At 40.6% G+C, this 26,533-nt stretch carries 26 protein-coding genes; 17 read left to right on the top strand and 9 right to left on the bottom strand.

Annotation, left to right across the window (positions count from 1 at the left end; genetic code table 11):
- Nucleotides 1-8 precede the first annotated feature (8 nt).
- The 7 genes from porM to BM386_RS14955 form a co-directional block, all read right to left on the bottom strand.
- The gene (gene porM, locus BM386_RS14985; RefSeq protein ID WP_091695786.1) at nt 9-1,622 is read right to left on the bottom strand and encodes a type IX secretion system motor protein PorM/GldM; all 1,614 of its coding nucleotides are present in this window, start codon (nt 1,620-1,622) and stop codon (nt 9-11) included.
- 40 nt (nt 1,623-1,662) lie between these two features.
- Entirely contained in the window at nt 1,663-2,466 is an 804-nt protein-coding gene (porL, locus tag BM386_RS14980; protein ID WP_091695784.1) for a type IX secretion system motor protein PorL/GldL, read from the bottom strand.
- Between the two features lie 55 nt (nt 2,467-2,521).
- Nucleotides 2,522-3,616 (bottom strand): T9SS ring complex lipoprotein PorK/GldK, encoded by a 1,095-nt coding sequence (gene porK, locus BM386_RS14975; protein WP_091695782.1) that lies wholly within the window; start codon nt 3,614-3,616, stop codon nt 2,522-2,524.
- A gap of 169 nt (nt 3,617-3,785) precedes the next feature.
- Nucleotides 3,786-4,769: a PorP/SprF family type IX secretion system membrane protein gene (locus tag BM386_RS14970; protein WP_091695780.1), complete on the bottom strand. Its 984-nt coding sequence runs from the start codon at nt 4,767-4,769 to the stop codon at nt 3,786-3,788.
- A 76-nt stretch (nt 4,770-4,845) separates the two neighbouring features.
- Complete coding sequence (locus BM386_RS14965) at nt 4,846-5,619, bottom strand: uroporphyrinogen-III synthase (RefSeq protein WP_091696138.1); 774 nt, start codon at nt 5,617-5,619, stop codon at nt 4,846-4,848.
- A 32-nt stretch (nt 5,620-5,651) separates the two neighbouring features.
- Nucleotides 5,652-6,773 carry a DUF4271 domain-containing protein gene (locus BM386_RS14960; protein ID WP_091695778.1) on the bottom strand — a complete coding sequence of 374 codons (1,122 nt, stop codon included), beginning with the start codon at nt 6,771-6,773 and terminating at the stop codon, nt 5,652-5,654.
- 2 nt (nt 6,774-6,775) lie between these two features.
- Nucleotides 6,776-8,464, bottom strand: a complete 1,689-nt coding sequence (locus BM386_RS14955) for a BamA/TamA family outer membrane protein (RefSeq protein WP_139235931.1) — start codon at nt 8,462-8,464, stop codon at nt 6,776-6,778.
- Between the two features lie 61 nt (nt 8,465-8,525).
- On the opposite strand from BM386_RS14955, the gene hemW reads away from it, so the two are divergent.
- The 7 genes from hemW (at nt 8,526) to BM386_RS14920 (ending at nt 16,534) form a co-directional block, all read left to right on the top strand.
- The gene (hemW, locus tag BM386_RS14950) at nt 8,526-9,647 is read left to right on the top strand and encodes a radical SAM family heme chaperone HemW (protein ID WP_091695775.1); all 1,122 of its coding nucleotides are present in this window, start codon (nt 8,526-8,528) and stop codon (nt 9,645-9,647) included.
- Nucleotides 9,625-9,972: a DciA family protein gene (locus tag BM386_RS14945; RefSeq protein ID WP_342029146.1), complete on the top strand. Its 348-nt coding sequence runs from the start codon at nt 9,625-9,627 to the stop codon at nt 9,970-9,972. The genes hemW and BM386_RS14945 overlap by 23 nt, the downstream gene beginning before the upstream one ends.
- A 121-nt stretch (nt 9,973-10,093) precedes the next feature.
- Nucleotides 10,094-12,172, top strand: a complete 2,079-nt coding sequence (locus tag BM386_RS14940; protein WP_091695773.1) for a GAF domain-containing SpoIIE family protein phosphatase — start codon at nt 10,094-10,096, stop codon at nt 12,170-12,172.
- Between the two features lie 3 nt (nt 12,173-12,175).
- A complete protein-coding gene (locus tag BM386_RS14935; protein WP_091695771.1) occupies nt 12,176-12,508 on the top strand; it encodes an STAS domain-containing protein in 333 nt (110 codons plus the stop codon).
- Between the two features lie 13 nt (nt 12,509-12,521).
- On the top strand, nt 12,522-12,923 hold the full coding sequence (locus BM386_RS14930; RefSeq protein ID WP_244545540.1) for an ATP-binding protein: 402 nt from the start codon (nt 12,522-12,524) through the stop codon (nt 12,921-12,923).
- An 87-nt stretch (nt 12,924-13,010) separates the two neighbouring features.
- Complete coding sequence (locus tag BM386_RS14925; protein ID WP_091695765.1) at nt 13,011-15,011, top strand: peptidylprolyl isomerase; 2,001 nt, start codon at nt 13,011-13,013, stop codon at nt 15,009-15,011.
- 155 nt (nt 15,012-15,166) lie between these two features.
- A complete protein-coding gene (locus BM386_RS14920; protein WP_091695761.1) occupies nt 15,167-16,534 on the top strand; it encodes a peptidylprolyl isomerase in 1,368 nt (455 codons plus the stop codon).
- Between the two features lie 61 nt (nt 16,535-16,595).
- Here the strand turns inward: BM386_RS14920 and BM386_RS14915 are convergent, their stop codons facing one another.
- Together BM386_RS14915 and BM386_RS14910 are read right to left on the bottom strand one after the other, a co-directional pair.
- Entirely contained in the window at nt 16,596-16,919 is a 324-nt protein-coding gene (locus BM386_RS14915; RefSeq protein ID WP_091695759.1) for a hypothetical protein, read from the bottom strand.
- 91 nt (nt 16,920-17,010) lie between these two features.
- Complete coding sequence (locus BM386_RS14910) at nt 17,011-18,801, bottom strand: ABC transporter ATP-binding protein (RefSeq protein WP_091696134.1); 1,791 nt, start codon at nt 18,799-18,801, stop codon at nt 17,011-17,013.
- A gap of 145 nt (nt 18,802-18,946) precedes the next feature.
- On the opposite strand from BM386_RS14910, the gene BM386_RS14905 reads away from it, so the two are divergent.
- From BM386_RS14905 to BM386_RS14860, 10 genes are all read left to right on the top strand, one after another.
- Nucleotides 18,947-20,047 carry a Glu/Leu/Phe/Val dehydrogenase dimerization domain-containing protein gene (locus tag BM386_RS14905; protein WP_091695756.1) on the top strand — a complete coding sequence of 367 codons (1,101 nt, stop codon included), beginning with the start codon at nt 18,947-18,949 and terminating at the stop codon, nt 20,045-20,047.
- Between the two features lie 115 nt (nt 20,048-20,162).
- Nucleotides 20,163-21,347, top strand: a complete 1,185-nt coding sequence (gene nusB, locus BM386_RS14900) for a transcription antitermination factor NusB (protein WP_091695752.1) — start codon at nt 20,163-20,165, stop codon at nt 21,345-21,347.
- 7 nt (nt 21,348-21,354) lie between these two features.
- Nucleotides 21,355-21,657 carry a YtxH domain-containing protein gene (locus tag BM386_RS14895; protein WP_091695749.1) on the top strand — a complete coding sequence of 101 codons (303 nt, stop codon included), beginning with the start codon at nt 21,355-21,357 and terminating at the stop codon, nt 21,655-21,657.
- 98 nt (nt 21,658-21,755) lie between these two features.
- Nucleotides 21,756-22,298 (top strand): DUF1573 domain-containing protein, encoded by a 543-nt coding sequence (locus tag BM386_RS14890; protein WP_091695747.1) that lies wholly within the window; start codon nt 21,756-21,758, stop codon nt 22,296-22,298.
- 2 nt (nt 22,299-22,300) lie between these two features.
- A complete protein-coding gene (gene yajC, locus BM386_RS14885; protein WP_091695743.1) occupies nt 22,301-22,618 on the top strand; it encodes a preprotein translocase subunit YajC in 318 nt (105 codons plus the stop codon).
- An 8-nt stretch (nt 22,619-22,626) separates the two neighbouring features.
- Nucleotides 22,627-23,592 (top strand): YbbR-like domain-containing protein, encoded by a 966-nt coding sequence (locus BM386_RS14880; protein WP_091695740.1) that lies wholly within the window; start codon nt 22,627-22,629, stop codon nt 23,590-23,592.
- Nucleotides 23,582-24,187, top strand: coding sequence for a dephospho-CoA kinase (gene coaE, locus BM386_RS14875; protein ID WP_091695737.1), 606 nt, complete (start codon nt 23,582-23,584; stop codon nt 24,185-24,187). The genes BM386_RS14880 and coaE overlap by 11 nt, the downstream gene beginning before the upstream one ends.
- A 170-nt stretch (nt 24,188-24,357) precedes the next feature.
- Nucleotides 24,358-25,239 (top strand): bestrophin family protein, encoded by an 882-nt coding sequence (locus tag BM386_RS14870; protein ID WP_091695735.1) that lies wholly within the window; start codon nt 24,358-24,360, stop codon nt 25,237-25,239.
- 47 nt (nt 25,240-25,286) lie between these two features.
- Nucleotides 25,287-26,081 carry a HipA family kinase gene (locus tag BM386_RS14865; protein ID WP_091695734.1) on the top strand — a complete coding sequence of 265 codons (795 nt, stop codon included), beginning with the start codon at nt 25,287-25,289 and terminating at the stop codon, nt 26,079-26,081.
- Complete coding sequence (locus tag BM386_RS14860) at nt 26,059-26,442, top strand: DUF3037 domain-containing protein (RefSeq protein WP_091695732.1); 384 nt, start codon at nt 26,059-26,061, stop codon at nt 26,440-26,442. The genes BM386_RS14865 and BM386_RS14860 overlap by 23 nt, the downstream gene beginning before the upstream one ends.
- The last annotated feature ends 91 nt before the right edge of the window (nt 26,443-26,533 follow it).

The following is a 26,533-nucleotide window of genomic DNA, read 5'->3' as shown; positions in this document are numbered from 1 at the left end:
ATTTCGAATTACTTAACTCGAATAGGGACAACTTGTCTTAATTCTGAAGGAATCTTATTTCCTCTGAAGTTTGTTCTAGTCACTTGTCTGATTTCAAAAACCACGACATCACCAGCTCTTGCACTTTCTAATAACGAACGCATTGCCAAACTATTACCATTAGTGATTTGAACTGTCTGACGAGGAACTTCATTTCTCAACAATCTCATTTCACCACCGGTCACTTCGAAAGTGGCATCTTTTGCCATAGTTCTCGCGAAAGTAGGCTCTGCCTTAGCTAGCATTTTGAGCCCCATCAAAGAACTAATAGCTTGTGCTTGACTTAGGTCAATTTCTGACCCATTAGAAGTAGCTGGAACCAAGGTAGGAGCAGGAACAGGCTTGATGTCATAATCAACCGTGCCTATTTTATTACCTCCACTGCTCACTCCAATATTTACTTTCCCAGATGCACCAGGAATCACAGTCAATTGCCCTGGCTTACTTCCTTTGATGGATTGGCCATTGCTAACCGAAAATTCCGGAGAATAGGTATTACCTAATGCAGGAACTTCAATCAACAACTCATTGGCACAATCAGCATACAGCTGCTGTACCACTTCAGATGAAACCTTAATTACCGGCTGAGCTACGAAATACTCATATTCCACTGGAAGTACTTTGTCTTCACCACCTACGTTCGTAATAATCTCACCGTTGATTACTCTTCGGGCTAAGCCACGATCATCATACTCAGAAGCAGGAGTCACGTTAAATTCTATTTTACCGAAACCAGTAGCATCTACAGGAACCGATCTACCGTCTATGGTCATGGTAGGTACCGATGCAGTTGAACTTGAGGCAATGAACATATCAGCTTCGAACTTTGTGCCAGCTGCCACTACATTAGATAGCGCTGCTATTCGAGCTTCAGTCACATCAGCTTTAAAAAAGAATGAACCTATGGTATTCTGTACAGCAGTCAAAGCCTCACTCTCTATGTTCAATACCTCATTCTGAAACTGAGAAATTAAAGCCATAACAGCTCCAACAGGAGACTTAACAAAGGTCAAAGCTACAAAGTCCTTATTTCTTGCCTCTCTGTCATTTGCAAAAAGCTCAATTTCAGAAGCATCTTTAGCGATGTCATCAAATTTCAGATCGGAAAGACCTACTGAAGTTAGGATTTCAGAAATTTTAGCTGGATACGCATTTAGTATAGCTTTCATTTCCTCACCTTTTCCATTGTTGGCAAAAAGGTTTCCAGTGATTTCAGTATTTTTAAGCTGCGCGTTCACATAATTACCTTCCTCATTTTTTGCATTGGACTGGGTAATCAAATCCTGCTTAATCTGCTCTAAATAATCATAAGTTTCTTTAGTAGCCTCTCTAATTTGATTAGCTGCAGCCACTTTTGGCACATCTACTTCTTTGTTACCTTGTTGATCCACCGTGTATTCGATCGATTCAACTGTCTTTTTATTTTTGTTGATGAAATTTCGGGAGGTTCTTTCCATCCCATCGTTTATCAACACAAATTTTTGGAGGATCTGGTTACTTACCTGGAGGGCCAAAAGGGCCGTCAAAACCAGGTACATCATACCAATCATCCGCTGTCTAGGTGTCTCTTTAGCTCCTGCCATTTTTAAGTTTTAATGGATTTTAAAATGAATTGAAGAGAAATTAACCTTTCATAGCGGATAGCATTCCACCATAGATTTTATTCAATGAACTGACGTTCTGATTCAATTTTGATAATTCTGTTTTGAATGCTTGAGTTTCTTTTCCTGCTTCAGTAAGACCTTCCATAGCTGCAGTCATGTTTGCATAGAATTTATTCAATGTCTTCACATGGCTATTAGCGTCCTGAAGTTCCATTTCATACACTGAGTTCAATGCAGAAAGGTTCTTAGTTACAGTGACTACTTGGGTATGGTACGCTTTTGCGTCTTGAGATGCCGCAGACATTTCTGTAAGAGCAGCAGCGGTTTTGCTGTAAGAAGCATTCATATCCACTAATGTTTTGGCAGCAGATTTCACATTAGTTGCATATTCGTTAGTAGCCACGGCTGCATCGGATAGATTACCCATTTTCTGGGCAGAGGTTGCCAGGTTTTGCATTCCTTTACCTAGGCTTTCAATCAGTTCAGGACCTACTTTAGCGTTTTTAAGCATTTCGTCAAGCTTTTGAGAAACCTGATCTCCACCTGCCACTACTCTTTGTGCTCTAGGAGCTGCCGGCGCATCACCCGCTAATTCTGGATATACTTTAGACCAATCTACATCTTGATGTTGTGGCTCAAATGCTGAAAGGAAAAATATCACTGCCTCAGTACTAAGTCCAATACCGATCATCCAGTTGGCGAATGGTAAATCTAAGATTTTGAACATAGCACCAAGAATAACCACTGCTGCACCAATACCATAAATTTTTGGCATGATGCTGGAATAAAATGTTGCTGAAAACGAGTTGCTGTTGCTAGCCATGTGTTAAAGTGTAATTAAGGTTTTAAGGTATTTACTTTGTGGATTTGTTTATATTCTATCTTCTTCTTCTAGTTGAACTTTTCACATCCATAGAGCCAGAGCGTCCAATGAATGTCATTTTTGTTCTAAATCCTATGTGAGCTTGAGCAACATCTTCATACTCATACGTTCTTGTACTTGTCTCTAGATAGTGAGCGATATCCTTCCAGCTTCCTCCTCTTACCACCTTTCTAGGCTCGTTAGGATCATCATAAACTGGATTCAAATCCCAGGTAATCGAGCTAGATGTAGTAGCATATGCATCAAGTACCCATTCTGCTACATTCCCTGACATGTTATATAAACCATAGCCATTCGGCGCAAAAACATCAACAGGTGCGGTATAAGGGAAACCGTCATCTATGTAATTTCCTCTTCCTGGCTTGAAGTTTGCCATCAAGCATCCTCTTTTATTCTTCAAATAAGGACCACCCCATGGGTATTTAGCTACATCTTTACCTCCTTTGGCAGCATATTCCCATTCTGCTTCAGACGGCAATTGAAATGCCGGACCATCAAAGTCGCTTTCGTCATTAGCTCGCATGTGATAGGTTCTCCACTCGCAGTATTTTTTAGCTTGATCCCAAGTGACACCTACAACAGGATAATTATCAAAGGCTGGATGATCAAAGTAAAATTCCATCAACGGATCTCCATAATGATAGGCAAAGCTTGTGGACCAAACTGTAGTATCCGGCTTCAACTCATCATAATTTAATTGTGGAGGATCTTTTAACGTAGTGGGAGTACCTGTTTCGTAAGTTCCGCTTTTTACAGCCTCTAAAAATTGACGGTACTTATTATTGGAAACCTCATATTTATCCATGAAAAACTCAGAGATGGTAATCTGCTTGTTCAATGCAGATTGCGTAAAAGCGATATCCTCATCGGCTTGCCCCATCCAAAAAGTACCTGCCTTCACAGGAACCATATCATAAGGGAGGTTTTGCTGCCAGTTGGTACGCTTAGGAACACCGGTCACTTCTCCTCTTCTATTCATCTTTTCGCTGGCAGATCCCTTTTTATTAAAAAGACCACAACTCGGCAAAAGTGTCACAATTGCCAACCCTAAGGTTAAAGGCAATAAGCGAACATTGATTTTTTTATACATAAATGACGTTTTTTCGTTCATCAAATAATTACGCAGTGTAAAATATTTTCAAGATTCGAAATTTAGCTGAATTTGGCACAATAATGCAAATAACCTGCCAAAATATGAGGATTTGATAATATTTGGTTATTCACAACTATCACTATTCTAGCTGATTTTCAACTTGATTTCAGAATCTAAATCTTGGTGTTCTCTGTATCACTCTTTGAATTTCTCTACTCACGTTTGACAAGGTATAACGAAGCATAAGTTCGTGGCTAGTCGGAGATTTAGCCTCTACTCCACTAAATACCAAATCAAACGCATAGCCCAAATTCAGAGAATTATTCCGTAAAAGGCTATAGCCTAGAATCAATGATACTGATTCTTCTCCTCTAAATCCGAACCCCCCACTAATTTTATTCTGGTGAGTAGCAATAACGCTAGCTTCATAGGAAAAATTATTGAAGGACACCGTTTTTAATAGAAAACTAGGCTCAATTACTAATTGTCCTACTGGTCTAATTCTATATCCAAAAAGCAAATAGGAATGGTTTTTTAATTGATTTGCATACGAACCATCACCAAAATCAAAATTAGGTTCATTGAGATGTCTGGAACTTAGTCCAATATAATAATCACGCGTATCCAGCAACAACCCTGCACCGAAATTGAAATTTAATTGGCTTTCTTTTCCAGAATTGGGAAGATTAGGTTCTGGATTCACTACGATGAGCTCACCATAATCTAAAGAACTAGAATACATACCTACATACGCACCAAAGCTTAAAGTAGATCTATTGAGCTTTTTATGATAAGCGCCTTGAAGATTGATTTCCAGATTACTGGTAGCACCTATATTGTCCACTGCCAAAGCAGTCAATCCATAGCCAATGTTTTTCCCTTCAAGCCTTCCCTGAGCGGTCACCAATTGCGTAACGGGGGCTCCGCCCTGACCAGAATTGGTGGCATAGTTCAACCACTGTGATCTGTGCAACGCAGAAAATCTATAGCCTCCGTCTTTTCCAGCAAAGGCTGGATTGTAATACATCCCATTATACATATACTGGGTGAACTGAGGATCCTGCTGGGCCATCAGCGAAGAAACCTCAAAAAAGAAAAACAGGAGAAATGAATATCTCAAAAAATATATACAATGGCCTCTTCTAATCATTTTATAGTGGTTTCGCCTAACATTTCAACTAGTGTAAGAATTTAAACTGAAAAACCACAGAATTAGGTTTTATGTTTTACAAATTATTTGCCTTTTTTATATAAAGCTCCAATGCTCCGGTCATGCTTGGGGCATTTGGCATAGGTGCTTCAATATCCAAAATCAAATCCAAATCTCTAACAGCCTGGGCTGTCGTGGGGCCAAATGCAGCTATGCGCGTATTGCCCTGTTCGAAATCCGGGAAGTTTATTTTCAGTGATTTGATCCCAGAAGGACTGAAAAAGGCCAAGATATCATATTTCACATCAGCCAAATCAGATAAATCAGCTTCTAAGGTATGATAAATGATAGCTTCGGTAAAGGCAATCCCATTTTTTTCCATGTATTCAGGAATATCGTCTTTACGGATATCCGAGCAAGGAAATAAATACTTTTCTGATTTATGTTTCTTGAAGTAATCAAATAAATCCTGCGCTGTCTTCTGACCTACGAATAATTTACGCTTTCGGATTACAATGTATTTTTGAAGGTAGTGAGCAGTTTGGTCCGATATACAGAAATACTTCATATCTGCAGGCATCTCGATTTTGAAATCCTTACAGATCGCAAAGAAATGATCTATAGCATTACGGCTGGTGAAAATCACAGCAGTATGTTTTAAAATATCAATCTTCTGCTTGCGGAATTCCTTTGGCACTACTGGCTCAACCTTTATAAATTGACGAAAATCAATCTTCAAATTGTATTTCTCCGCCAACTGCACATAGGGAGAATTTGCGCCCGCAGGGGCTGGTTGAGATACTAGGATACTTTTTACTGGTCTAAACCTGTCTTTGGTAGCTGTGCTCATGCTTCTATTATTCCTTTTGGTGATTTTCGAAATCAATAACCCAAATCAAGCACCAATTTGGCCAAGATTAAAAAGGGCACCAATTCTGCGATGCAAAGGTAAGTAAATAAATGATATTTCTTAAAGCCCAGTCTATTCACCATAATTAGAAACAAGCCTAGTATCCCTACTATATATATCCAGAAAAAACCTGCAAATGAAGCTTCCAATGCCATTTTAATTGCTGAAAATTCATTTAGTAAAAAAAACGCACAGACTAAAATCAAAAAAATGGTGGCTATCACTACAAGCCGGAGTAAGTAAAAGAAGTGAGCGAATTCCAATTTCCCCAAATCAAACAAATATGATAAAATTCTAATGGCCGTAAACTTCAGTATAGTCAAAATCAATAGCAATAGAGAACCTAAAAGCCATAAGGCTATTAAGGTCTTAAAACTTAATTCTAGCCTCAACTCTAGCCATTCTTGACGAAAAACAACCATAGCCGTAACCATGGCTAGGGACAAAAGCATATTTACTATATATACATACAACAGAATATCACCCGAAAAAAACTTCTGCAAACTCCCACTTTCAGAAAAATCTTCTGCATTAAGCAAGGAAATAGGTTTGATCATCATGGCAAAAATGAATGGATACGCCGACTTATAAAGCGTAATCATCAGCAAACAAGTAATCATCCCTACGATAAAAAAATCGCGAACACCTTGTCTGTTCAAATTTCTTTTTTCAGAAACCAACCCTATTGTATTGGCACTAGATTCTATAGGCTCAGATTTCAAAATTTTCCTTACACTAGCTTGTTCAGAAGAAATGCCATTTTTAAAAACCGTAAGACTCACATTCGATTCAGGAAACTCCTGCTTGAGCACCTCTACTTGCTCAGTGAAGGCTGTATCCTGATCTGTAAAAAACCAGAGTTTCTCTCCTACGAAAACCACAGAATGATCTGGAAATTCAAATGAAAAATAAGCCAAAGGAAATGTTTCCAAATCCAATTCCAAAATTAATCGGTCATTTGAACTAAACCAAGTCTCTCTTTCTCCCTCCTGCCACTTAGGATTGTAATCTTCCAAAACCTGAGAAAATGACACGTTACCTATCGCCAAAAGAAGGGTGATTAGTAGTATTGACTTGCTGATCAATTTTTTCATACTCAAAATCTGGCTAGATAGCCAAAATGTATCCTAGAATAGGAGAATTGTAAAGGTTGAAGATTTGATTTTCCAACTCCATAAATAAATCTAAAATTACCGGTCCCGGTGTCAAGATTGATTCCTGCACCAAAGGAAACCGGCTTATCGATGGAAGCCGCAAAGTACGGGTTTTCCAGAATGCCAAAGTCAGCAAAAACCATTAGAAATGAATTTTCTCCAAAAAAAAGTCTTTGTTCCATAGATAGATACCCATAAGATTTAGCAAAAAAGTAGTTCTCATTAAAGCCACGGATACTTTTTAGACCCCCCAACCTAAAAAGATCATTTAGAAGTAGGTTTTGATTTTGGGTAAAACCTCCACTTCCTTTCAGCCACATCCCCCAAGTCGGTTTGATGTAAATATGTTTTTCTATATCCATCATGCCCAGGTATTGCGGACTACTTAAGTCAAGATTCTCGTACACCTCAGGAGGAAAACCTGTATTCTCCAGAATTCTTTTATTGCCCAAGGCAAACTCACTGCTAAGCAGAAAACCTCTTCTGGAGAAAAACGGAGAATCTCTCCTATCCCAAGACCATCCCACCCCATATTGGTTCCAGCGGTAATCGGCCACGTCAGGTAATTCGGTCATGGCATCATACGCCTCGGTGTCAAGCACATCGCTGGATTGCCTGCGCGTAAAAAACCGGAGATAGCTAGTTTGACTCAGGTGATACCCAAAGTCTAAACTCAAGTGTCTATTTAGAAAAGTAGAATCTTGCTTGAGCAGGCTGAATCCTACACTTACGTCTAAAGGAGAATTGAATAAAAAGGACTCTTTGGCAGAAATATCTAAAGATTGGGTGGCGATATTCAAACGCTTCCAGTGGAGCGCCACATCTCGGCCTTTCCCTCCCAGATGATACAATTCCACATCTAATTGACCTGTAATGAGCATCTTCCCAGGCTCATTCTCATTTGGCAGCAAGCCTATTACCCCATCCAAAACATTGGTATTCCGATCCCTCAAGGTAAAGGTCGGTTGTGCTTTTTTTACTTGAAAATCCAGCCGAGGAGGTTCTGTCTGGACAAAATAAGCTGATCGAGCTAGAACCTCGGAGGCAACGTCAAGTTGCTTTTGGGAAAAAGGCAGACCGGGTCGGATCCCTGTAATATTTTGCACATACCTTTCTTGGGTTTTCGTATCGCCTGCTACCTTAAGGCTGTCCCAAAGAATCAAAGGTCCCGAATCGTATCTGAAAACTGCCGAAAGAAAATTTCCTTTACGAAGGATACTATCGAGTTTGACTTGCGCGAAAGGAAAACCATTGTTCTCCGCTTTAGAAATAACTTCACGCATCCACCTGGCAGCTGAGGTGTATTCCGCAGTCACAGGACTAATATTCCTAAAGAATTCTTCAGGAACATTCCCCGGTGAAATGGATTCCCACCCATACTTTTCACCAAGAATAAGCCTTACGATCAGAGAATCAGTTGATATTTCTTCCTTTTCCAGAAAAAGAGAAAGATATCCCAGGTTTTGAAATGACTGACTAAGCGAGTCTAAGTATTTCTTTCTTTCGACTTTGTCGGCAAATGAAGTCCAATCAGCTGTTTGCTGAACTGGATCGGTAGCCCAATTGATCCAATTGGCATCCTGAGCTTTGCAAAGCTGTCCTCCGGCAAGAAAAAAAAGAAAGGATGCCAAAAGGTAGGTTTTCAAAGGGATCTCTGGGAATGGTTATATTCGCAAAATAATAGAATTCACTTTGGCTGGCATATACATCCACGTTCCTTTTTGCAGGCAGGCATGCCATTATTGCGATTTCCACTTCAGCACAAATCTTGACCGAATAGATCAGATGACTGATATGATCTGCCGGGAAATTGAATTGAGGGCCGATTACCTGCTAGACAAGAAAGTGGAAACAGTCTATTTCGGAGGAGGAACGCCTTCTCTTTTACCTCCGCTCTTGATTGAAAAGATATTGGATCGGATTGCCATGACTTTCAATTCGGATTGGCGAGAAGTCACCCTAGAGGCAAATCCAGATGATTTGATTGAAAATACGTTAGGTGCCTGGAAAAGTCTCGGCATTGATCGCCTGAGTCTGGGAATACAAAGCTTTGATGAGGAAGTTTTGAAATTCTATAATCGAGCTCATACGGCAGAAGAGTCCAAGTCTGCGATTGCAAAAGCTAGAAAAGTAGGTTTTGAAAAATTCAGTCTGGATTTAATCTACGGTTTTCCCCAGCCAGACCATTCGCTTTGGCAGCGGGATTTATCAGAGGCAATCAAACAGAACCCGGGACATATTTCCAGCTATGCGCTTACCGTAGAGCCAAAAACCGCACTCGGAACCTGGATGAAAAAAGGCGAATTCAAGCCCGCTGAAGAGGATTTTGTGGCGGAGCAATTTGAAATACTTCAAGAGCTGACAGAAAAGGCTGGATATGTCCAATACGAGGTATCTAACTTTGGCAAGCCGGAGCAATTCGCCCTTCACAATACGAATTACTGGAAAGGCGTTCCCTATTTGGGCATAGGCCCCAGTGCACATTCTTATGATGGACAAAATAGAGGGGCAAATCCGTCAAATAATTCCCTTTATCTGAAAAGTGTGGAAAACAGAACCTTACCATTTGTGGTGGATAACCTGTCCCAAGATGAGCGGCTGAATGAATACATGCTTACAGGTCTGCGAACGCTGTGGGGAATTGACTTTGATGAAATATCCCGGGTTTTTGGTCAAGATCTCTTGACTACCAGAAAAGTCATTTTATCACAGATGGATTCCGAAGGCTGGCTCGTTTGGAAGGATAAAAACCTATCTTTGAGCAAAAGTGGAAAACTGCTGGCAGATAGTATTGCAGCAGCACTTTTTGTATAAGATGATGACAAATATGGCGGGAGACGGATATTTTAGTAGAAAAAAAGAGGTAGCACCACTTGAGTCGGCTTTTAACGATCTGCTCAAAGCATACCGCTTAGAGGGAAAATTCAAAGAAAAGTCATTGGTTCATGACTGGCCTGAAATCGTTGGAAAAACAATTGCCGATCGAACTTCTTCTGTGTTTATAAAAGACAAAAAACTTTTTGTGAAAATTAGCTCAGGGCCAATCAAAAAGGAACTACTGATGAACAAGAGTAAAGTCATCTCGCTCATCGAAGAAAAATACGGAGTTAATGTGATTGATGATTTGGTTTGCATGTAATCCCTTGAGATTAATTGTTGGGAGTTTTTTATTTACACTTTTTAACATCTGACTATCTTCGGTAAGCTAGCTACCTTCACTATTTTCCAATCTGAATGAGTATTATTGTGGCAGCGCATCCATGATCAAACTACCGCAAATCCATATCGGAAAGCTAAGCTTGCTGCTCGCCATCCTAGTATGGCTGGCTTTGCTATTTGTGGATTTGGTGAGGCTGGTCGGTCTCCTCAATGAAATGGATTCAGGCATAGCCATTGAATTCACCTGGATCTTGCAAACCCTCTATTTCATCACGGTTTACAGTTTTTATAAATATTCGATTAACAAAAGTACCCAAAGCGACTTCCTCAATCTGATCTGGAGAGGTGCATCGACTGGGATTTTTGCTGTTGCTGTTTATTTAATCATTGGATTATTTTACGGTTCCCTTGGCGAAAGTAAGCTGGCAGATGACCCATTTCTCAAAACGTTCTTTTACCACGTTCGCTTTGGGCTGATGACGATTTTTTTGATTTCCACCTCACTGTTGTGGCAGCACCTCATCCTTTACCAAAAAGCTAAGCGTGTAGTAAAACAATGGCAGGCATATGAAATAGCGCTACTGATAGCTATGTTTTTAGTGTTTTTCGATAGAGAAGCCTATGATTACAGCTTCTTTTTCGGGCTAGTTCTGCTTGGAATTTTGGCAGTGATCCTTTCTACTAATTTGAAGTGGATTCCTTATTTGACTTTCAAAGAAAAGTGGAAATCACTCCTTTTTCTTGCCATCATCATTGCGGCTATAGGATACATCCTGTGGTACACAGTCTCTGTGGACCTAGAATACGATTACCCTGCTAATCTGATGGGTAATTTATTCCTGATTTCACTTTTTTGGTTTGTATTGGTTTATGCAGTTCTGAGCTTTTTGGTCACACTTTTCAACCTCCCAACTTCCTCCGTTTTCGAGCAAAAGCTAACTGAAGCGATCAATTTCCAGCGATTGAGTCAATCGATTCAGCCTGAAGAGAATGAGGAGCAAGTACTGGATATTCTAATGGACTCCTGTATGAGTGCGGCTTACGCAGATGCAGCTTGGCTGGCCATGAAAAGCGATGAGTTTCCCGAAGGGTATTTTCAGGAGAGGTTTATTGATCGGAAGACCAGAGAAGAAATTTCAGCGTTGATCGAACCGCAAAAAACGGTTCAGGAATGGGAATCAGAAAAGCGACCTGACAATCTAAGCCCAATAAATCTCAGGATCGTTCATCCAAAATATGAGTCCATTCTCCTGGTTCCTTTGGTAATCAACAAATCGGTCATCGGTAAAATTGTGCTTTGCAAAGAGGTGCGGGATGGATTCAACAAGGAAATGCTGAATATCATTAGCACCTTTGGGAGGCAAGCCTGTATTGCGGTTGAAAACCATCGGCTGCTAAATCAAGCCATTCAGAACGAACGCTACCAGGAAGAATTGAAAATCGCGCAGCGGGTACAGAAATCCCTTCTTCCTACCCAGCTGGACCACAATGAGTTTTTTGAAATTTGTGCTTTTTCCAATGCCGCGGATGAGGTCGGCGGGGATTATTACGACACCTACCAGCTTGACGAAGATAGGTATGTGTTAATCATAGGTGATGTATCCGGCAAAGGAACTTCTGCTGCCTTTCATATGTCTCAGATGAAGGGTATTTTTCAAAGTTTGATACAACTGGATCTCAGTCCTTCAGACTTTATGATTAAGGCAAATTCAGCCCTGAGTAAATGTCTTGAACGAAACCATTTCATTACCGCATCGATATTTATTATCAACACAGCAAAACAAACCATCTGTCATTCCCGTGCAGGTCATGTACCCACGCTGATTCACAAGAAAAGATTGAACAAATCAGAGTATTTGGAGATTGATGGCTTGGGTCTGGGCATTTTAAGAAACATGCACTATCAAAATCACGTTGTGGAAAGGACATTAATGTATCACCCCGGAGATGTCTTAGTCTTATTCACGGATGGTATAGTAGAAGCAAAAAATGACAGTTCCCAGCAGTTTGGATATGAGCGTGTCAGGACGCTGTTAGAAGTTTACAACGAACTCACTCCTCTGGAAATTCAGACTAAAATCATAGAAGCTCTGCATAGTTTTGTAGGCGGACAGCGATTAATAGATGATGATTATTCGATGATGGTAGTGAAATTTACCCAAAAAAATAAAGCAAGCTAAAAAATGCTAACCATAGAAACCCAAGAAGAGAACGGCCATACAATTTTATTACTGCAGGGTGAAGTAGATGCCAGCAACTCAGTGATACTTGATGAAGCAATTACTAAAATGGTTGCAGATGGAAGTAATTCTATTTTAGTTGACGGATCAGGCTTGGAGTATATTTCTTCAGCCGGATTAGGGGTGTTTATGTCTTATTTGGAGGATTTTCAGGAAAAAGAAATTGAGCTAAAAATCTATTCTCTTTCCGACAGAGTATATGAAGTGTTTAAGATTTTGGGATTAGATCAGTTGATGAGTATTTATCCCAACAAAAAAGCTGCGTTGAATAGCTGAAATGATACACCAGATGAAAATATCTTGTCAAACTACCGCACTCTCGGAGCTACGGGTCTTTCTAAAGAAGACCCTAGGAGAGCTACAGCTGTCTGACATCGACCAGTTGCAGCTTATTCTGGCAGTGGAAGAGGTGTGTGCAAATCTGATTATCCATTCACACAACTGTAATGCATTGGATTACATACAGCTTGATATCAAACAAAATCCCGGCAAATTGATTTTTGAGATTACCGATGAAGGTAAGGCTTTCAATATGCTCGATTATGAGGTTCCTGACCTGAATAAAGTAAAAGGAGATAAGCGAAAAGGAGGTTTAGGCATAATTTTGGTCAAGAAGATCATGGATGAAATTGAGTTTGACTCGACGAAGGGCACCAATACCTGCCGCTTGATCAAATGGTTTCAGTCCTAATTCTTGTTAAAAGCTTAGTATTCGGGACTTTTGACTTTAAATCCTAATAAATTTGTAAAATTGCATTCCAATTCTGGCGCTCACCACATGACAAACCGAACCATTTCGGCATATTTAATCACATTCCTTTTAACATTTGGATCCACTGCATCTGGGATGACGTTTTTTCAAGCGTCAGATCAGAGTGATCCCTTGTTGACTTTAGGGGGCAAATCCATCGATAAAGATGAGCTGATTTACCTTTTATCTAAAGGAAATAACTCTGAGCCCGGTACACCGGGGATGTCGAGAGAAGAATATGAAGAGAACCTAGATCTTTTCATCAATTACAAATTAAAAGTAAGGGAGGCAGAAGCGCAGGGACTTGATCAATCCGAGGAATTCCTCAGAGAATTTGAATCGTTTAGAGAAAATCTCAAGGCGCCTTTTCTAATAAGAAATTCATTAGAAGAAGGGGAGCTAAGAAAAGCCTACGCCAGAATGCAGGAAATCGTACGTGCCAGTCACATCTTGCTCCAGTTTCCAGCCAATGCATCAACAGAAGACAGTTTGATCGTTCTCAGGATGGCATTGAAAATCGAAGATGAAATAAAAAATGGTGGAAATATCAATGAACTCGCGGTAAAATATTCCGATGACCCATCGGTACAAGCCAACCAAGGCGACCTTGGTTATTTCACTGCGCTACAGATGATTCAACCCTTTGAAGATGCCGCATTTTCTCTTCAACCAGGTGAAGTTTCTGATCCGGTTTTGACCGATTTCGGCTACCACATCATCAATGTAAAAGACCGTCAGCCTAATCCAGGTCAGGTGAGAGTATCCCATATCTTAGTGAGAATAGACGAAAATGCACCGAATGGTGAAGACCTTGCCAAAAGGAAAGTAGCTGACATTTACACAGAGATCCAGAAGGAAAGCACCGTCTGGGAGGATATCGTGAAAAATTATTCAGAAGATCCATCCAGCAGTCAAAAAGGAGGAATACTTCCTTGGTTCAGCGTTGGATCCATGATTCCGGAATTTGAAATGGCCGCTTTTTCTTTGACAGAAATAGGAGAAGTGTCCCCTCCTATCCAAACCCGCTATGGCTACCATATTCTCAGGCTGGAAGATAAAAAACCTGTGGACAGCTTCGAATCTATGGAAGAAAGTATTCGATCCAGAATATTAAGGGATTCGAGATCTACCATGATACAATCACAAGTAATGGCGATTCAGAAGTCACGCTATAACTTTGATGAAAACGAAGAAAATGTCGCCAAATTAAAGTCTGAACTAAGCGCAACCTCCAAAAATGACTTTGCCCAGGTAATGAATGAGAAAGATTTGGCAAGAGATCAACTCTTCTCCTTACAAGGAAAAAGTTATGTTGCTCAGGATCTTGCTGATTTTATGAATGTACAAGAAATACCCCTTGCTACTAAGGAAGGAATTTTCGACGCCTGGTATGAAAAGTTCGCCGCATCTGTCTTAAACGAGGCTGAAGAAGCTGACTTGGAAGCAAATAATAAAGACTACAGAATGCTCCTGAAAGAGTATCGAGATGGCATTTTGCTATTCTCTCTTATGAACGAGCAAGTTTGGCAAAAAGGCCTCATGGATTCCGTAGCCCAAAAGGCATATTTCCAGGAAAACATTCAAAAATACCAATGGAAAGAACGAGTGGATGCCTATATCGTGAAAGTTCTGGATATGTCTCAGGTAGATGCCGCTAGAAAATTACTTCAGGAAACCACGCTCTCAGATGATCTTATCTCTACTTTTGAGAAGAGCTACGAAAGCAGCAATTCCTTGGCTTACCAAACCGAAGCTGGTAACCTAGAATATGCCGAACATCCCGTTTTGTCCAAGGCCGATATTAACTCAACCTATCAGGAGATAGAAGCCAATGGGCATTTGCATTTGGTGATTTTAGGAGAGAAAACAAGTGCTGGTCCAAAGAAATTTGAAGAAACACGAGGGTTAGTTATACGGGATTATCAAGAATACTTAGACAAAAGTCTGGTAGAGTCCTTACGAAAAAAGTATCCTATAAAAATCAATCCGAAAGCTAAGGAAGAAACATTCGTAGCTTTGAATCAATAAAAATTTACATAAGAAACCGTCATATTTGAACTTAAAGGCGGAAAAACGGCCATGAATCGAATGTGACTTAAAGGTCGCAAAAACATGCGAGATCTCCCGTCAGACTGTTGTCAGCTGGGCTGGCACATGACCGTTAAAGAACAAATTATAAACAAATGAAATTGCTAAACCGACTAACATTCACTTTAATAGCCAACTTGCTGATCACCGCATCTTTTGCTCAAGAAGCAGCACCTACTACCGGTCAGGTTCTTGACAAAATTGTCGCCAAAGTGGACAACTATATTTTACTGGAATCAGACGTTCAAAAAGCCTATTTGGAAGCTTTGTCCCAAAATCAGCAAGGACAGACATCCCCAACCAAGTGCCAAGTATTTGAATCCTTGATGATCAACAAACTGATGGTAGCCAAAGCAGAGGTCGATTCAGTGATCGTGACAGACGCAGAGGTGATGCTCCAGACCGAACAGCGATTCGCAATGGTGCTTCAGCAGTTTGGCGGTGACGAAAACACCCTCGTAGAGGCCTATGGTAAAACTGCCGATCAACTTAAAGCTGAAATCGAGGATGTGATCAAGGAGCAATTGATTGTGCAGCGAATGAGAACTCAGATCACCGAAGGCTTGACTGTTTCTCCGAATGATGTCAGAGAATTTTTTAATAGTATTCCCACTGACTCCCTTCCTCTTTTTACTTCTGAGGCTACCGTGGGACAAATCGTAATAAAACCGGAAGTAAATCCAGAGACCAAGCAAGCGCTTTATGAACAAATGGTGCAATTCAAAAAAGATATTGCCGAGGGCAAAGCTGATTTTGCTGATTTGGCGAGACGCTATTCTGAAGATCCAGGCTCAGCTGCAAATGGCGGTAATTTGGGCTTTTCTTCAAGGGGTCAAATGGTTCCGGAGTATGAAGGAGCAGCATTGTCACTCAGACAAGGTGAGATATCTGATCCTGTTGAATCTGATTATGGCTTTCATATCATCCAACTTCTGGAAAAGAAGGACAATACCTACAATACCAGGCACATTCTCATGTCTCCTAAAGCTACAGCAGCAGATATAGAAAAATCTGAGCGATACCTAGACAGTCTCAAAACCGAGATAGAAGCGGGCAGAATGGATTTTGCCAAAGCAGCAAAAGATTACTCTGATGACAGAACTACCTCTGATGCCGGAGGTTTTTTCACAGATCCTTCCAACAATTCAAACCGCCTTTCCCTGAGAACCCTTGAAGACCCTCTTCTATTCTTTATGATAGATACCATGCAGGTAGGCCAGATCACTAAGCCTATGCAATTTGACGATCCAAGAGAAGGAAAGAAAGTCCGAATCCTATACTACAAGGCAAAATACCCTGCTCACAGAGCAAATATGAATGATGACTACGAAAAGCTAAAAGCAGCAACACTTCGCAAAAAAGAAGAAGAGCTGCTTAGCAAATGGTTTGTCACAGCCAAAGAAGATATTTTCATAGATCTTGACCCAGCTTATGATCGATGCAATGCACTCGCTGAAAAGTGACGAAAAAGGCCCGAGATTGATTGATCTCGGGCCTTTTTTAATTTCTAAGTAAATTATTCTTTCAACTCTTTTTCTTGCCCAATAGGGTTTTGATCGCTAACCCAATCTGCTTTAACCCTTCCTTCAAAAACCCCTTGGATTCTTCCAATTTAGGCTTGAAATCATCCGTTCGCTCTCTAAATTCCCGCTCTAGAATCTCCTTTCCTTTTTTGAATTCAGCTTCTAATGTCGTTTTATTATCTTTTAGATCCTGGATTTTCCTTTCTATATCCTCTTTTGCATCCGAACCGGCTTCAGCTCCCTTTTTTACCAACTCTTCGATTTTGTCCCCAATTTCCTTAAGTACTTTTTCTATATCCTGAGTGGTGGATTTCTTCTCTTCCATAACCAAAAATTTTAAGATGAACTGATACTTTTCAAGTTACTTACTTTTTCCAGAATGCTTCTTTACTCAGAAAGAATTTCGAAAGAAAACACTAATTATCAACCGATTCCCCTGCCTGAGTCTGCTTTTCATAAAGCTCAGCATACACTCCTTTTTGAGCCATCAGAGAGGTATGATTTCCCTGCTCCACTATTTCCCCATCGTCCAATACGATGATCTGATCTGCTAGCTTAGCTGAGGAAACTCTATGTGAAATAATAATAGAGGTACGGTCTTGCATGATTTTCTTGAGCGCTGTCAAGATCACATTCTCTGTTTTGGTATCCACCGCAGAGAGACAATCATCCAAAATAAGAATCTTCGGCTCTTTAGCTATTGCCCTAGCGATGGAAACCCGCTGCTTTTGCCCTCCGGAAAGTGTTATTCCACGCTCACCAAGCATGGTTTCAAATCCCTTTGGAAAGTCCACGATGTTTTGATACACGTCTGCATCTTTCGCCGCCTGCTCTATAATCTTAGGATCCGATTCTTCAATGCCAAAGGCAATGTTGTTTCCTATGCTATCCGAAAACAAGAAAACATCCTGTGGCACATAGCCAATTTGCCTCCTCAAATCCGAGATCGAAAGCGAATCAATTGGTTTTCCATCTACCTTAATCACACCAGAGGTAGGATCATACATGCGCATCAATAGATTAGCAATGGTTGATTTTCCAGACCCTGTGGTCCCGATTATTCCGAGTGTCTGCCCTTCTTTGATTTTAAAACTTACATCCTTCAGGGCATTGATTCCAGATTCAGGATACACGAAGGATACATGCTCCATTTCTACGGTACCTACTAGTGACGTTTTAATATCATCGGTACTGAGTATATCATTTTTCTCATCCAGAAATTCATTGATCCGGGTCTGGGAAGCGGCTGCGCGCTGCACAATACTGGTCACCCAGCCAAGCGAAGTAACGGGCCAAGTCAGCATATTCACATATAAAATAAACTCGGCGATCACACCATAGCCTATTTCCCCACTGATCACCTGTAGCCCTCCTACATAGACCGTAATGATCGTCGAAACTCCCACTAGCGCCATAATGATAGGAAAGAACAAGGCATTTACGCGAGTCAGTCGAATAGACTTCACCTTATAATCTTCACTAGCTGTCGCAAAATCATTGGCACTGTCACTTTCTCTGACGAAAGCTTTTAGGACTCTAATTCCTGAAAATGCCTCTTGAACAAACGTACTCAACCCACTCAAACTTCGCTGAATCTTTTCAGATCTCTCATTGATCATATTATTCACATAATAGATACTCAGTGAAAGAACTGGCAGTGGTAATAAGGCATAAAGAGTAAGAATAGGATTGACCGTGATCATATAAGTTATCACTAGAGGAAAAAGAATCAAGAGATTCAAACCATACATAATCGCCGGGCCGAGGTACATCCGAACGCGGCTCACATCCTCCGTGATTCTGGCCATCAGATCCCCTGTACTATTTTTTCTATAAAAACTCAGTGGAAGTTTTTGGTAATGGTCGTAGATCTCATTCTTCATATCATATTCCACTTTTCTGGACATGATGATGAGTGTCTGCCTGATGAAAAACAGGAAAATCCCTCTTAGCAAAGCCATCACTAAGATCAAAACTCCAAATACAAAGACGAATTTTAGAAAAATATCTTGAGCCTGACCGCCCATTTCTCCCTGCTCCAGAGGCCTATAAATAGAAAAACTTTCAACCACATAATCTATGGCAAGTCGGACTAGTTGCGCAGGGATAATTACGAAAATGTTAGAAATCACCGTAAAAAGTATCCCCAAAAGGATTAAGCCCTTGTATTTAAATAAATACTTATTGAGTCGCCAAAGTGGTTTCACCAAATAAAAATTTTAAAATGAAGAAATTAGATTAGGAAAACTGGGTATATTAATCCTTTGAAGGCCAATAAAAGTATTTAATTTTGTATCGGCCCCAATCGCAAGGAGTACCCAAATATAACACATTCTAAAAAGCTAAGTTCACATGTTAGAGATTAAAGCTACCGAAACAGTACGTGAAGGTTCAATCTTTGGCCAAATCACCACGATGGATCACGAGCAATTGGTGATTTGCCATGATGAAGCTACAGGCCTAAAGGCATTGATCGGAATTCACAACACCACACTGGGTCCTGCACTGGGCGGAACCCGTATGTGGCCTTACGCTTCAGAAGAGGAAGCGATTACAGATGTCCTCCGTCTTTCCAGAGGGATGACTTTCAAAAATGCACTGGCAGGTCTAAACTTGGGCGGTGGAAAAGCAGTGATTTTGGGCGATCCAAAATTAAAGAACGAAGCTTTCCTAAGACGTTTCGGCAGATTCGTGCAGAGTCTAGGCGGTAGGTATGTGACTGCGGAAGATGTAAACATGAACACCTCTGACATGGAATTCATTGGCTTGGAGACCCGTCATGTCACTGGACTTCCTGAGATCAAAGGTGGCGGTGGAGACCCCTCTCCAGTTACCGCGTATGGTGTTTACATGGGAATGAAGGCTGCTGCCAAAAAAGCCTTTGGGTCAGAATCCTTGCAAGGAAAAAGAATCGGTGTCCAAGGGGTAGGCCAAGTAGGAAAATATTTGATAGACTACTTGGTAAAAGAAGGTGCCAATGTGCTAGTGACAGATATTTTCGAAGACAAACTACAGGCTGTAGCCAAAAAAACAGGCGCGCAAGTAGTTGATCCTAATGTGATTTATGACTTGGAAATGGACATCTATTCTCCATGTGCGCTAGGTGCTACTATTAACGATGAGACGATTGACCGATTAAAGTGTGCTGTCATCGCAGGCGGAGCAAACAATCAATTGAAAGACGAAGCAAAGCACGGTAAGATTCTAGTAGAAAAGGGAATCGTCTATGCTCCTGACTTCCTGATCAATGCCGGCGGTGTGATCAATGTAGGTGCGGAATACTTCGGTGGCTACAATAGAGATACTGTATATAAGCAAACCGAGAAAATCTATGACACTTGCTTAGGCATTTTGAATAAATCAGAAAATGAAAATATTCCAGCACAGCAAGCAGCTATCGAGACAGCAAAAGCCAGAATTGAAGCGATCGGAAGAGTGAAGCTTTCTTTCTAACTTTCTATACATCCTAATCAAAACCACCGGAAATGGCTTTCGGTGGTTTTTTTGTCTCATCTATCTAGATGATAGCCATCTCAAATTACCTATATTTGCAACTCATTTCGAAGACATGCTAAACAGAAGAATACTCAGAGTAAAGGCTTTTCAAAACCTCTATGCATACGAGCAGTGCAAAGGTTCCAACCTAAACCTGTCGAAAGATTTTATCCGGGCCTCATTTATGCCGGACCTGAACAGTATGGAAGTGCAGGATAAAACCGCACTAAACAAAGAAGCTGAGGAAGCAATCAAGCTATTCGAACAGAACCTCATTTCAAAAGATTTGCTTAAAGCTAGCGATGCAAGCCAGAAAGTGAAGAATGTGGTGTTGGATGCTCTGAAAAAGTACCACGACGCAAATGAAAAAGATCACCAGTTTCTTTTGAAAAACATGGTAGTCTCTGCGGAGAGAATCCCGCAGCTATATTTATTGGCAATAGAACTATTGCAGGCTTTTGCGAAGCATGTAGAAAAAGAGATTGAAAAGAAGAAGAAATTCGCAGGAAATAACCCGGTTGGATTTGGCAATGAACTAAATTTCCCAAACAACCAGGTCTTACGCACCCTACGGGAATCTAACCTATACCAAGGAGCCATTGCTAGATATAATGTGCACTTGGATGATGTGGAACTGGAAATTAGAGAATGGTTCAGAGACTATATCAAGCCATCAGAATACTACCAGGAATACCTGCAATTGGAAAGCCCTACGGTTACTCAGGATTTTGACTTGGTAGATGATTTACTGAAGAAAGTTATTTTCAAAAATGAGGTCATTTTAAATTTCTTTTCTGAAAAAGACCTAAACTGGACGGAAGATAAATCGGTGGTAAGGAGCTTAGCATCCAAAGTTTTGAAAAACGCGGCTAATCTCAACGAGGAAAATGAAAGCCAAATGCCTGAGATCGCCATGAACTGGGATGAGGATAAGGAGTTTTTTCAAAATATCTTTAACTTCACCATTGAAAATGATGTAAACAGTAAGGCTCTTATCACTCAAAAAACGAAAAACTGGGATATCGACAGACTTGCGTTCACAGATAAAGTAATTATCTCAATGGCAATAGCGGAAATGAAAAATTTTCCCAGCATCCCGGTCAAAGTAAGTATCAACGAGTATATCGACATCTCCAAGACCTATAGCACTCCAAAAAGTAAGCAATTCGTGAACGGATTATTGGATGTAATGGCGAAAGAGCTAACCGATAGCGGAGAAATCCGTAAGAGCGGTAGAGGACTTTTGGACAATAAATAATATAACTATGAGCAAGAGCAGTAATTCACTCATCGCATTCCTAATTGGCGCTGGCGCTGGTGCAGCACTGGGAGTACTTTTTGCCCCAGATACCGGAACCAATACCCGGGATCGTCTTTCTTTTAAACTTTCTAAATACAAGAAAGAGTTAGAAGAGCTAATTGATGATTTAGTGGATGGAAAAGAAATGCACCTGAACGAAGCGAAAACTGAAGGAAAGCGTGTAATCTCCGAAGCGAAAAACAAAGCGGAAAATCTTCTTAGCGACGTTAATAAGTTAATAGATCAAATCAACCAAGGAAACAACTAACACCATTTGAAATCAGATAAGAGGAAACTTTCTCACTCAGAAAGAATCTCCGATCAAGCAGGATTTCCGATGATCTTCTAATCAAAAAATACAAAAAGATGAGAATCAACGTAATAAATGTGGCGGTACTTTCCGTCATGCTTGCTTTGGGAACTTCATGTAACCAAAAAAGTGATCAAGACGCGAAAATTGCGGCACTTGAACAAAAAATCGCTCAATTAGAAACCAGTACCCCGACAGCAACACCTGTAAATGCTCAAGCGACCCAGGTGGCTGACCCATCTACTTTGGGTTCTTTTGCCTTCCCGGAAGAAGAGTACAATTTTGGTGTGATCAATGAAGGCCAAGTAGTGGAGCACATCTTCAAATTCACAAACAATGGACAAGCTCCATTGGTAATATCCAACATCACTGCATCTTGTGGATGTACCAGCCCAGACTGGTCTAAAGCACCAGTAAAGCCAGGAGATGAAGGATTCGTGAAAGTGGTATTCAATTCAGCTGCTAAATCAGGAGCTCAAGCACCTACAGTGAGCATTCAAGCAAACACTAACCCAGCTGTCACTAGATTAAGATTGAAAGGTACAGTTACTCCTAAAGCGGCTGGCGCTGCAGCACCAGTTGGCCCAGTTAAACGATAATTATGATTTCAACAGTATTAGCTCAGGCTGCCGCAGGTGGTAGTGGAATTTTAGGACAGGTTTTCCTTTTCGGTTCTATCATTTTGATCATGTATTTCTTTATGATCAGACCACAGCAAAAGAAACAAAAGGAAAGCAAAAAATTTATTGAAGAAATCAAAAAAGGGGACGAAGTAGTAACAATTGGCGGCCTTCATGGCAAAGTAAGCTCCGTAGAGGGCGATACTGTGATGCTCGAATTGGACCGAGGCCTAAAAGTCAAAGTTGAAAAATCTGCGATCTCTTTGGATTTCTCCAAAAAACCAGAAACAAAAAAATAAATTGAATTTTGCCGGAAACTAAAAAATCCTCTAAAAGGATTTCTCCTAAAAAACTCTCTAATCTGAAAGTGGTAGTCCTCTGCATCGCAGCAGCTACCACTTTTTGGATTTTAAACGCCCTTAATAAGGACGATTATAATACTGTTGTCGATTTTCCAATTGAGTTTGTTTACGACCAGGATCAATACGTAGCTGTAACTGAGCTACCCAAAACTGTGGAAATAGAAATCTCTGGAAATGGCTGGGATCTGCTTAGGAAATATTTCAACTTCAATAGTGACTCTTACCCAGTGGAGCTTTCTAATCCAGCTACCAAAAACCACATACTCACAGCGGATCTCAAAAGATCTCTTGGTGAGTTCCTCTCCCCCACTCAGCTCAATTCAGTTCTTCAAGATTCTTTAAAATTCAATATCGACAGAATAAAAACCGTAGAGGTAATGCCAGTCCTAGACTCCACAAGCTTCTCTATGGGTAAAAACTTTAGAGTGATCGGACCGGTTTCTTTCACTCCAACTACTATTGCACTCACAGGACCTAGCTCGGTTTTAGATAGTTTGAAAAGCTTCCCCATACTCTTAGATGAAAATCGAATCAACAAATCCATCAATAAAGAGATCGAGCTCAGCATACCAAAAAATCTGGGTGATCACGTATCGTTGGAGCAGCAAAAAGTTCAAGTTGAATTTGAAGTGGTTGAATTCCTAGAAGGGAATAAGCGACTTAAAATCAAAAAAGTAAACTTCCCTAACGCTGTCACCTTGCAGAATGAGGAAGTGGTAATTATGATTTCTTATTTAGTCGATGAGCGTAAGTCAGCCGAATTGAAAGAGTTAGAATTCGAAGCTGTTTTGGATTATTACAAAAGAAACAAGGAAGACAGCACCATCGCTGTGCAAGTGAGGCCTATGCCTGATTTTTTAGAACAAGTTGTAGCCCAGCCTGCACTCTTAAAACTCAACTATGAGCAATAGCTTACCCATTCTAGTAGGCATTACCGGTGGAATTGGATCTGGAAAATCAACTGTAGCCAAGATCTTTTCTATACTTGGGATTCCCATCTATTCGGCAGATGATCGAGCGAAGTGGTTAATGGGAAATGATAAACAGCTGAAAACTGAGATTAGGGATGCCTTTGGAGAGGAGGCTTATGATGTTGAAGGTAAATTAAACCGAGGCTTTTTGGCACAAACGGTGTTCTCTGATCCTGAGAAAGTCAAGAAAATAAACTCCCTAGTTCATCCAGCTGTTGGGAAAGATTTTATGAATTGGGCAGCCGAGCAAAACACTCCCTATGTATTGAAAGAAGCAGCATTGATTTTCGAAAGCGGAGGAAATAAAACCTTAGATCATGTAATAAATGTGAGCTCTCCATTGAAAGTTCGGATTTCCAGAACATTGATGCGCGATCCACATCGTAGTGAAGAGCAAGTGAACCAGATCATCAATCAGCAACTTCCAGACGAACAGAAAAATGAATTAGCTGATTTTGTGATTAAAAATACCGATAACAAGCTATTAATACCTCAAGTCTTAAAAATTCATCAGCAGTTGATTTCGCAGAAGTAGAAAATCCCCACTTGTGATACTAGTAGTATAATTCTTATTTTTCCGGTCTCCACCCACACTATCTTTTCAAAGTCATATGAAATCGAGCATGTTCCCTTCGGTGACACACAGAGGAATGATTATTCACCATGCGAGATTCCATGTGACCTTTAAAAATTAATTATAAACACATGAAAGCATACAACCCAAAGGAATGGTTTCAGGTCCTTTTTTTGATCCAAAAATCTGATACGCTTGTAAAGCTAGGCCCTTTTATGGCTATTATTTTTGCCTACTCACTTGGGATCGCTTGGCTGGAGATCGATTACCTGAAGATTGGAGAAAACAGCTGGGTGCAGAACATCCCAATTATGCATAGTCTCCTGAGCTTTGTGATTTCCATGCTACTGGTTTTTAGGACAAACACCGCCTACGACAGATGGTGGGAAGGCCGAAAGCTTTGGGGACAATTAGTCAATAACAGCAGAAATCTCGCACTGAAGCTAGCCGGAATGCTGGATGATTCTGATGAAGAAACCCGGAAATTTTTCCGCAGAACTATTCCCATCTATGCCTTTGCACTCAAGGAACACCTGCAATCCAAAGTAACACTCTATATGCTGGACGATAAACAGGACGAGGAAATCAAACCTGAAATTGATCCGGAAAAACATGTGCCCAACCAGATAGCAAAGCTCATGTTTGCTAAGGTAAATGATCTCTATAAAGCCAAAAAAATTACAGGTGATCAATTAATTGTGTTGAATTTGGAACTGATGTCATTCACAGATATCTGTGGAGCATGTGAACGAATCAAGAATACGCCAATCCCCTATTCTTACAGCTCTTTTATCAAGAAATTTATCTTGGCTTACGTTACCACTTTGCCTTTGGGCTATGTATTCTCCCTGGGTTATTATGCAGCACCTATTGTGACATTTATATTTTACGTGTTAGCGAGTTTGGAGCTTGTAGCTGAAGAGATTGAAGAGCCTTTCGGGACAGATGCAAATGACTTACCCATGGGAAAATTGTCTTCTAATATCCAAAAACATGTAGAAGAACTGATCTGAATCAGATTCTTTAACTTTAGGCAAGCAAGCTGGATCAAAAAGCATCAATGGAGAATAAATTAAATCTTCGCACCGTAAACGTTACGCGATACATACTTCCTCTACGTGAAGGAGGTTCTTTGCCTGCATTAGCTGATGCGGATGATGGGTTCAAATATGTCTTGAAATTCCGAGGAGCTGGGCAGCGAGAAAAAGCACTTATTGCTGAATTACTGGGTGGCGAAATTGCTCGAACTTTAGGTCTGAAAGTACCTGAATTGGTATTCGCCAATTTGGATCCTGCTTTTGGCAGATCAGAGGGTGATGAGGAAATCCAAGACTTACTCAAAGGAAGTCAGGGGTTGAATCTTGCGCTACATTTTTTATCAAGTGCGATCAATTACGATCCAGTTGCCATGACTACTGATCCATATTTGGCTTCACAAATAGTTTGGCTGGACATGTTTATCACCAATGTGGATCGAACATTTCGAAACACGAATATGCTGATTTGGAATCGAGAGCTTTGGCTGATTGACCATGGCGCTTCCTTTCTGTTTCAGCATGCCTGGGTCAACTGGAAGAAAAATGCAGAAGGTCCATTTCCCATCATAAAAAACCATGTGTTACTTCCTGTGGCTTCAGAACTTGAAGCAGTGAATGAAACATTCAAAAAGATTTTGACACTAGATAAAATCAAAAGTATCGTCAACACAATTCCTGAGGAGTGGCTCCTCGCAGGAGGTGATTCCGAAGATGCCAATGAAGTGAAAGCAGTTTACCAAGACTTCCTGAATCTCCGCCTTTCCTATTCCGATCAATTCATAAAAGAAGCTCAAGATGCAAGAACAGCACTTATATGAATATGCGATCATCCGTGTAGTACCACGGGTGGAAAGGGAAGAATTCATCAATGTTGGGGTAGTGATCTGTCATTGGAAAAGAAATTTTCTGGGCTGCAAAATTCATTTGGATGAAAAGAAACTTTTGGCACTTGACCCGCTGGCAGATGTAGAAATGATAGCGCTTAACTTGGCTTCTTTTGAAAAAATATGCGCTGGAGCGGTCAATGGAGGAAATATCGCAACAATGGATTTAGCATCAAGATTCAGATGGCTAACGGCGGTCAGAAGTTCTATTATCCAAACCTCAAGACCTCATGCTGGGGCTGCTGAGAATCTTGAAGAAACGCTGGATAGACTTTTTGAGGAAAATGTTGGGTAAGGGAGACTTAAGACGTTAGAATCAAGGCATAAGGCAAAAGAAGCGTGAAGATCAGCTCTTCACGCTTTTTCAATTTCATACCTCTGGTCCA

The sequence above is a fragment of the Algoriphagus locisalis genome (assembly GCF_900116615.1).
GTDB lineage: Bacteria > Bacteroidota > Bacteroidia > Cytophagales > Cyclobacteriaceae > Algoriphagus > Algoriphagus locisalis.
This window is presented reverse-complemented; position numbering and strand designations above follow the sequence as displayed.

Bases quoted from the DNA above. Each gene is read 5' to 3' on its own strand.
- porM (WP_091695786.1), bottom strand. From the start codon at position 1,622: ATGGCAGGAGCTAAAGAGACACCTAGACAGCGGATGATTGGTATGATG.
- porL (WP_091695784.1), bottom strand. From the start codon at position 2,466: ATGGCTAGCAACAGCAACTCGTTTTCAGCAACATTTTATTCCAGCATC.
- porK (WP_091695782.1), bottom strand. From the start codon at position 3,616: ATGTATAAAAAAATCAATGTTCGCTTATTGCCTTTAACCTTAGGGTTG.
- BM386_RS14970 (WP_091695780.1), bottom strand. From the start codon at position 4,769: ATGATTAGAAGAGGCCATTGTATATATTTTTTGAGATATTCATTTCTC.
- BM386_RS14965 (WP_091696138.1), bottom strand. From the start codon at position 5,619: ATGAGCACAGCTACCAAAGACAGGTTTAGACCAGTAAAAAGTATCCTA.
- BM386_RS14960 (WP_091695778.1), bottom strand. From the start codon at position 6,773: ATGAAAAAATTGATCAGCAAGTCAATACTACTAATCACCCTTCTTTTG.
- BM386_RS14940 (WP_091695773.1), top strand. From the start codon at position 10,094: ATGATCAAACTACCGCAAATCCATATCGGAAAGCTAAGCTTGCTGCTC.
- BM386_RS14935 (WP_091695771.1), top strand. From the start codon at position 12,176: ATGCTAACCATAGAAACCCAAGAAGAGAACGGCCATACAATTTTATTA.
- BM386_RS14930 (WP_244545540.1), top strand. From the start codon at position 12,522: ATGAAAATATCTTGTCAAACTACCGCACTCTCGGAGCTACGGGTCTTT.
- BM386_RS14925 (WP_091695765.1), top strand. From the start codon at position 13,011: ATGACAAACCGAACCATTTCGGCATATTTAATCACATTCCTTTTAACA.
- BM386_RS14920 (WP_091695761.1), top strand. From the start codon at position 15,167: ATGAAATTGCTAAACCGACTAACATTCACTTTAATAGCCAACTTGCTG.
- BM386_RS14915 (WP_091695759.1), bottom strand. From the start codon at position 16,919: ATGGAAGAGAAGAAATCCACCACTCAGGATATAGAAAAAGTACTTAAG.
- BM386_RS14905 (WP_091695756.1), top strand. From the start codon at position 18,947: ATGTTAGAGATTAAAGCTACCGAAACAGTACGTGAAGGTTCAATCTTT.
- nusB (WP_091695752.1), top strand. From the start codon at position 20,163: ATGCTAAACAGAAGAATACTCAGAGTAAAGGCTTTTCAAAACCTCTAT.
- BM386_RS14895 (WP_091695749.1), top strand. From the start codon at position 21,355: ATGAGCAAGAGCAGTAATTCACTCATCGCATTCCTAATTGGCGCTGGC.
- BM386_RS14890 (WP_091695747.1), top strand. From the start codon at position 21,756: ATGAGAATCAACGTAATAAATGTGGCGGTACTTTCCGTCATGCTTGCT.
- yajC (WP_091695743.1), top strand. From the start codon at position 22,301: ATGATTTCAACAGTATTAGCTCAGGCTGCCGCAGGTGGTAGTGGAATT.
- coaE (WP_091695737.1), top strand. From the start codon at position 23,582: ATGAGCAATAGCTTACCCATTCTAGTAGGCATTACCGGTGGAATTGGA.
- BM386_RS14870 (WP_091695735.1), top strand. From the start codon at position 24,358: ATGAAAGCATACAACCCAAAGGAATGGTTTCAGGTCCTTTTTTTGATC.
- BM386_RS14865 (WP_091695734.1), top strand. From the start codon at position 25,287: ATGGAGAATAAATTAAATCTTCGCACCGTAAACGTTACGCGATACATA.
- BM386_RS14860 (WP_091695732.1), top strand. From the start codon at position 26,059: ATGCAAGAACAGCACTTATATGAATATGCGATCATCCGTGTAGTACCA.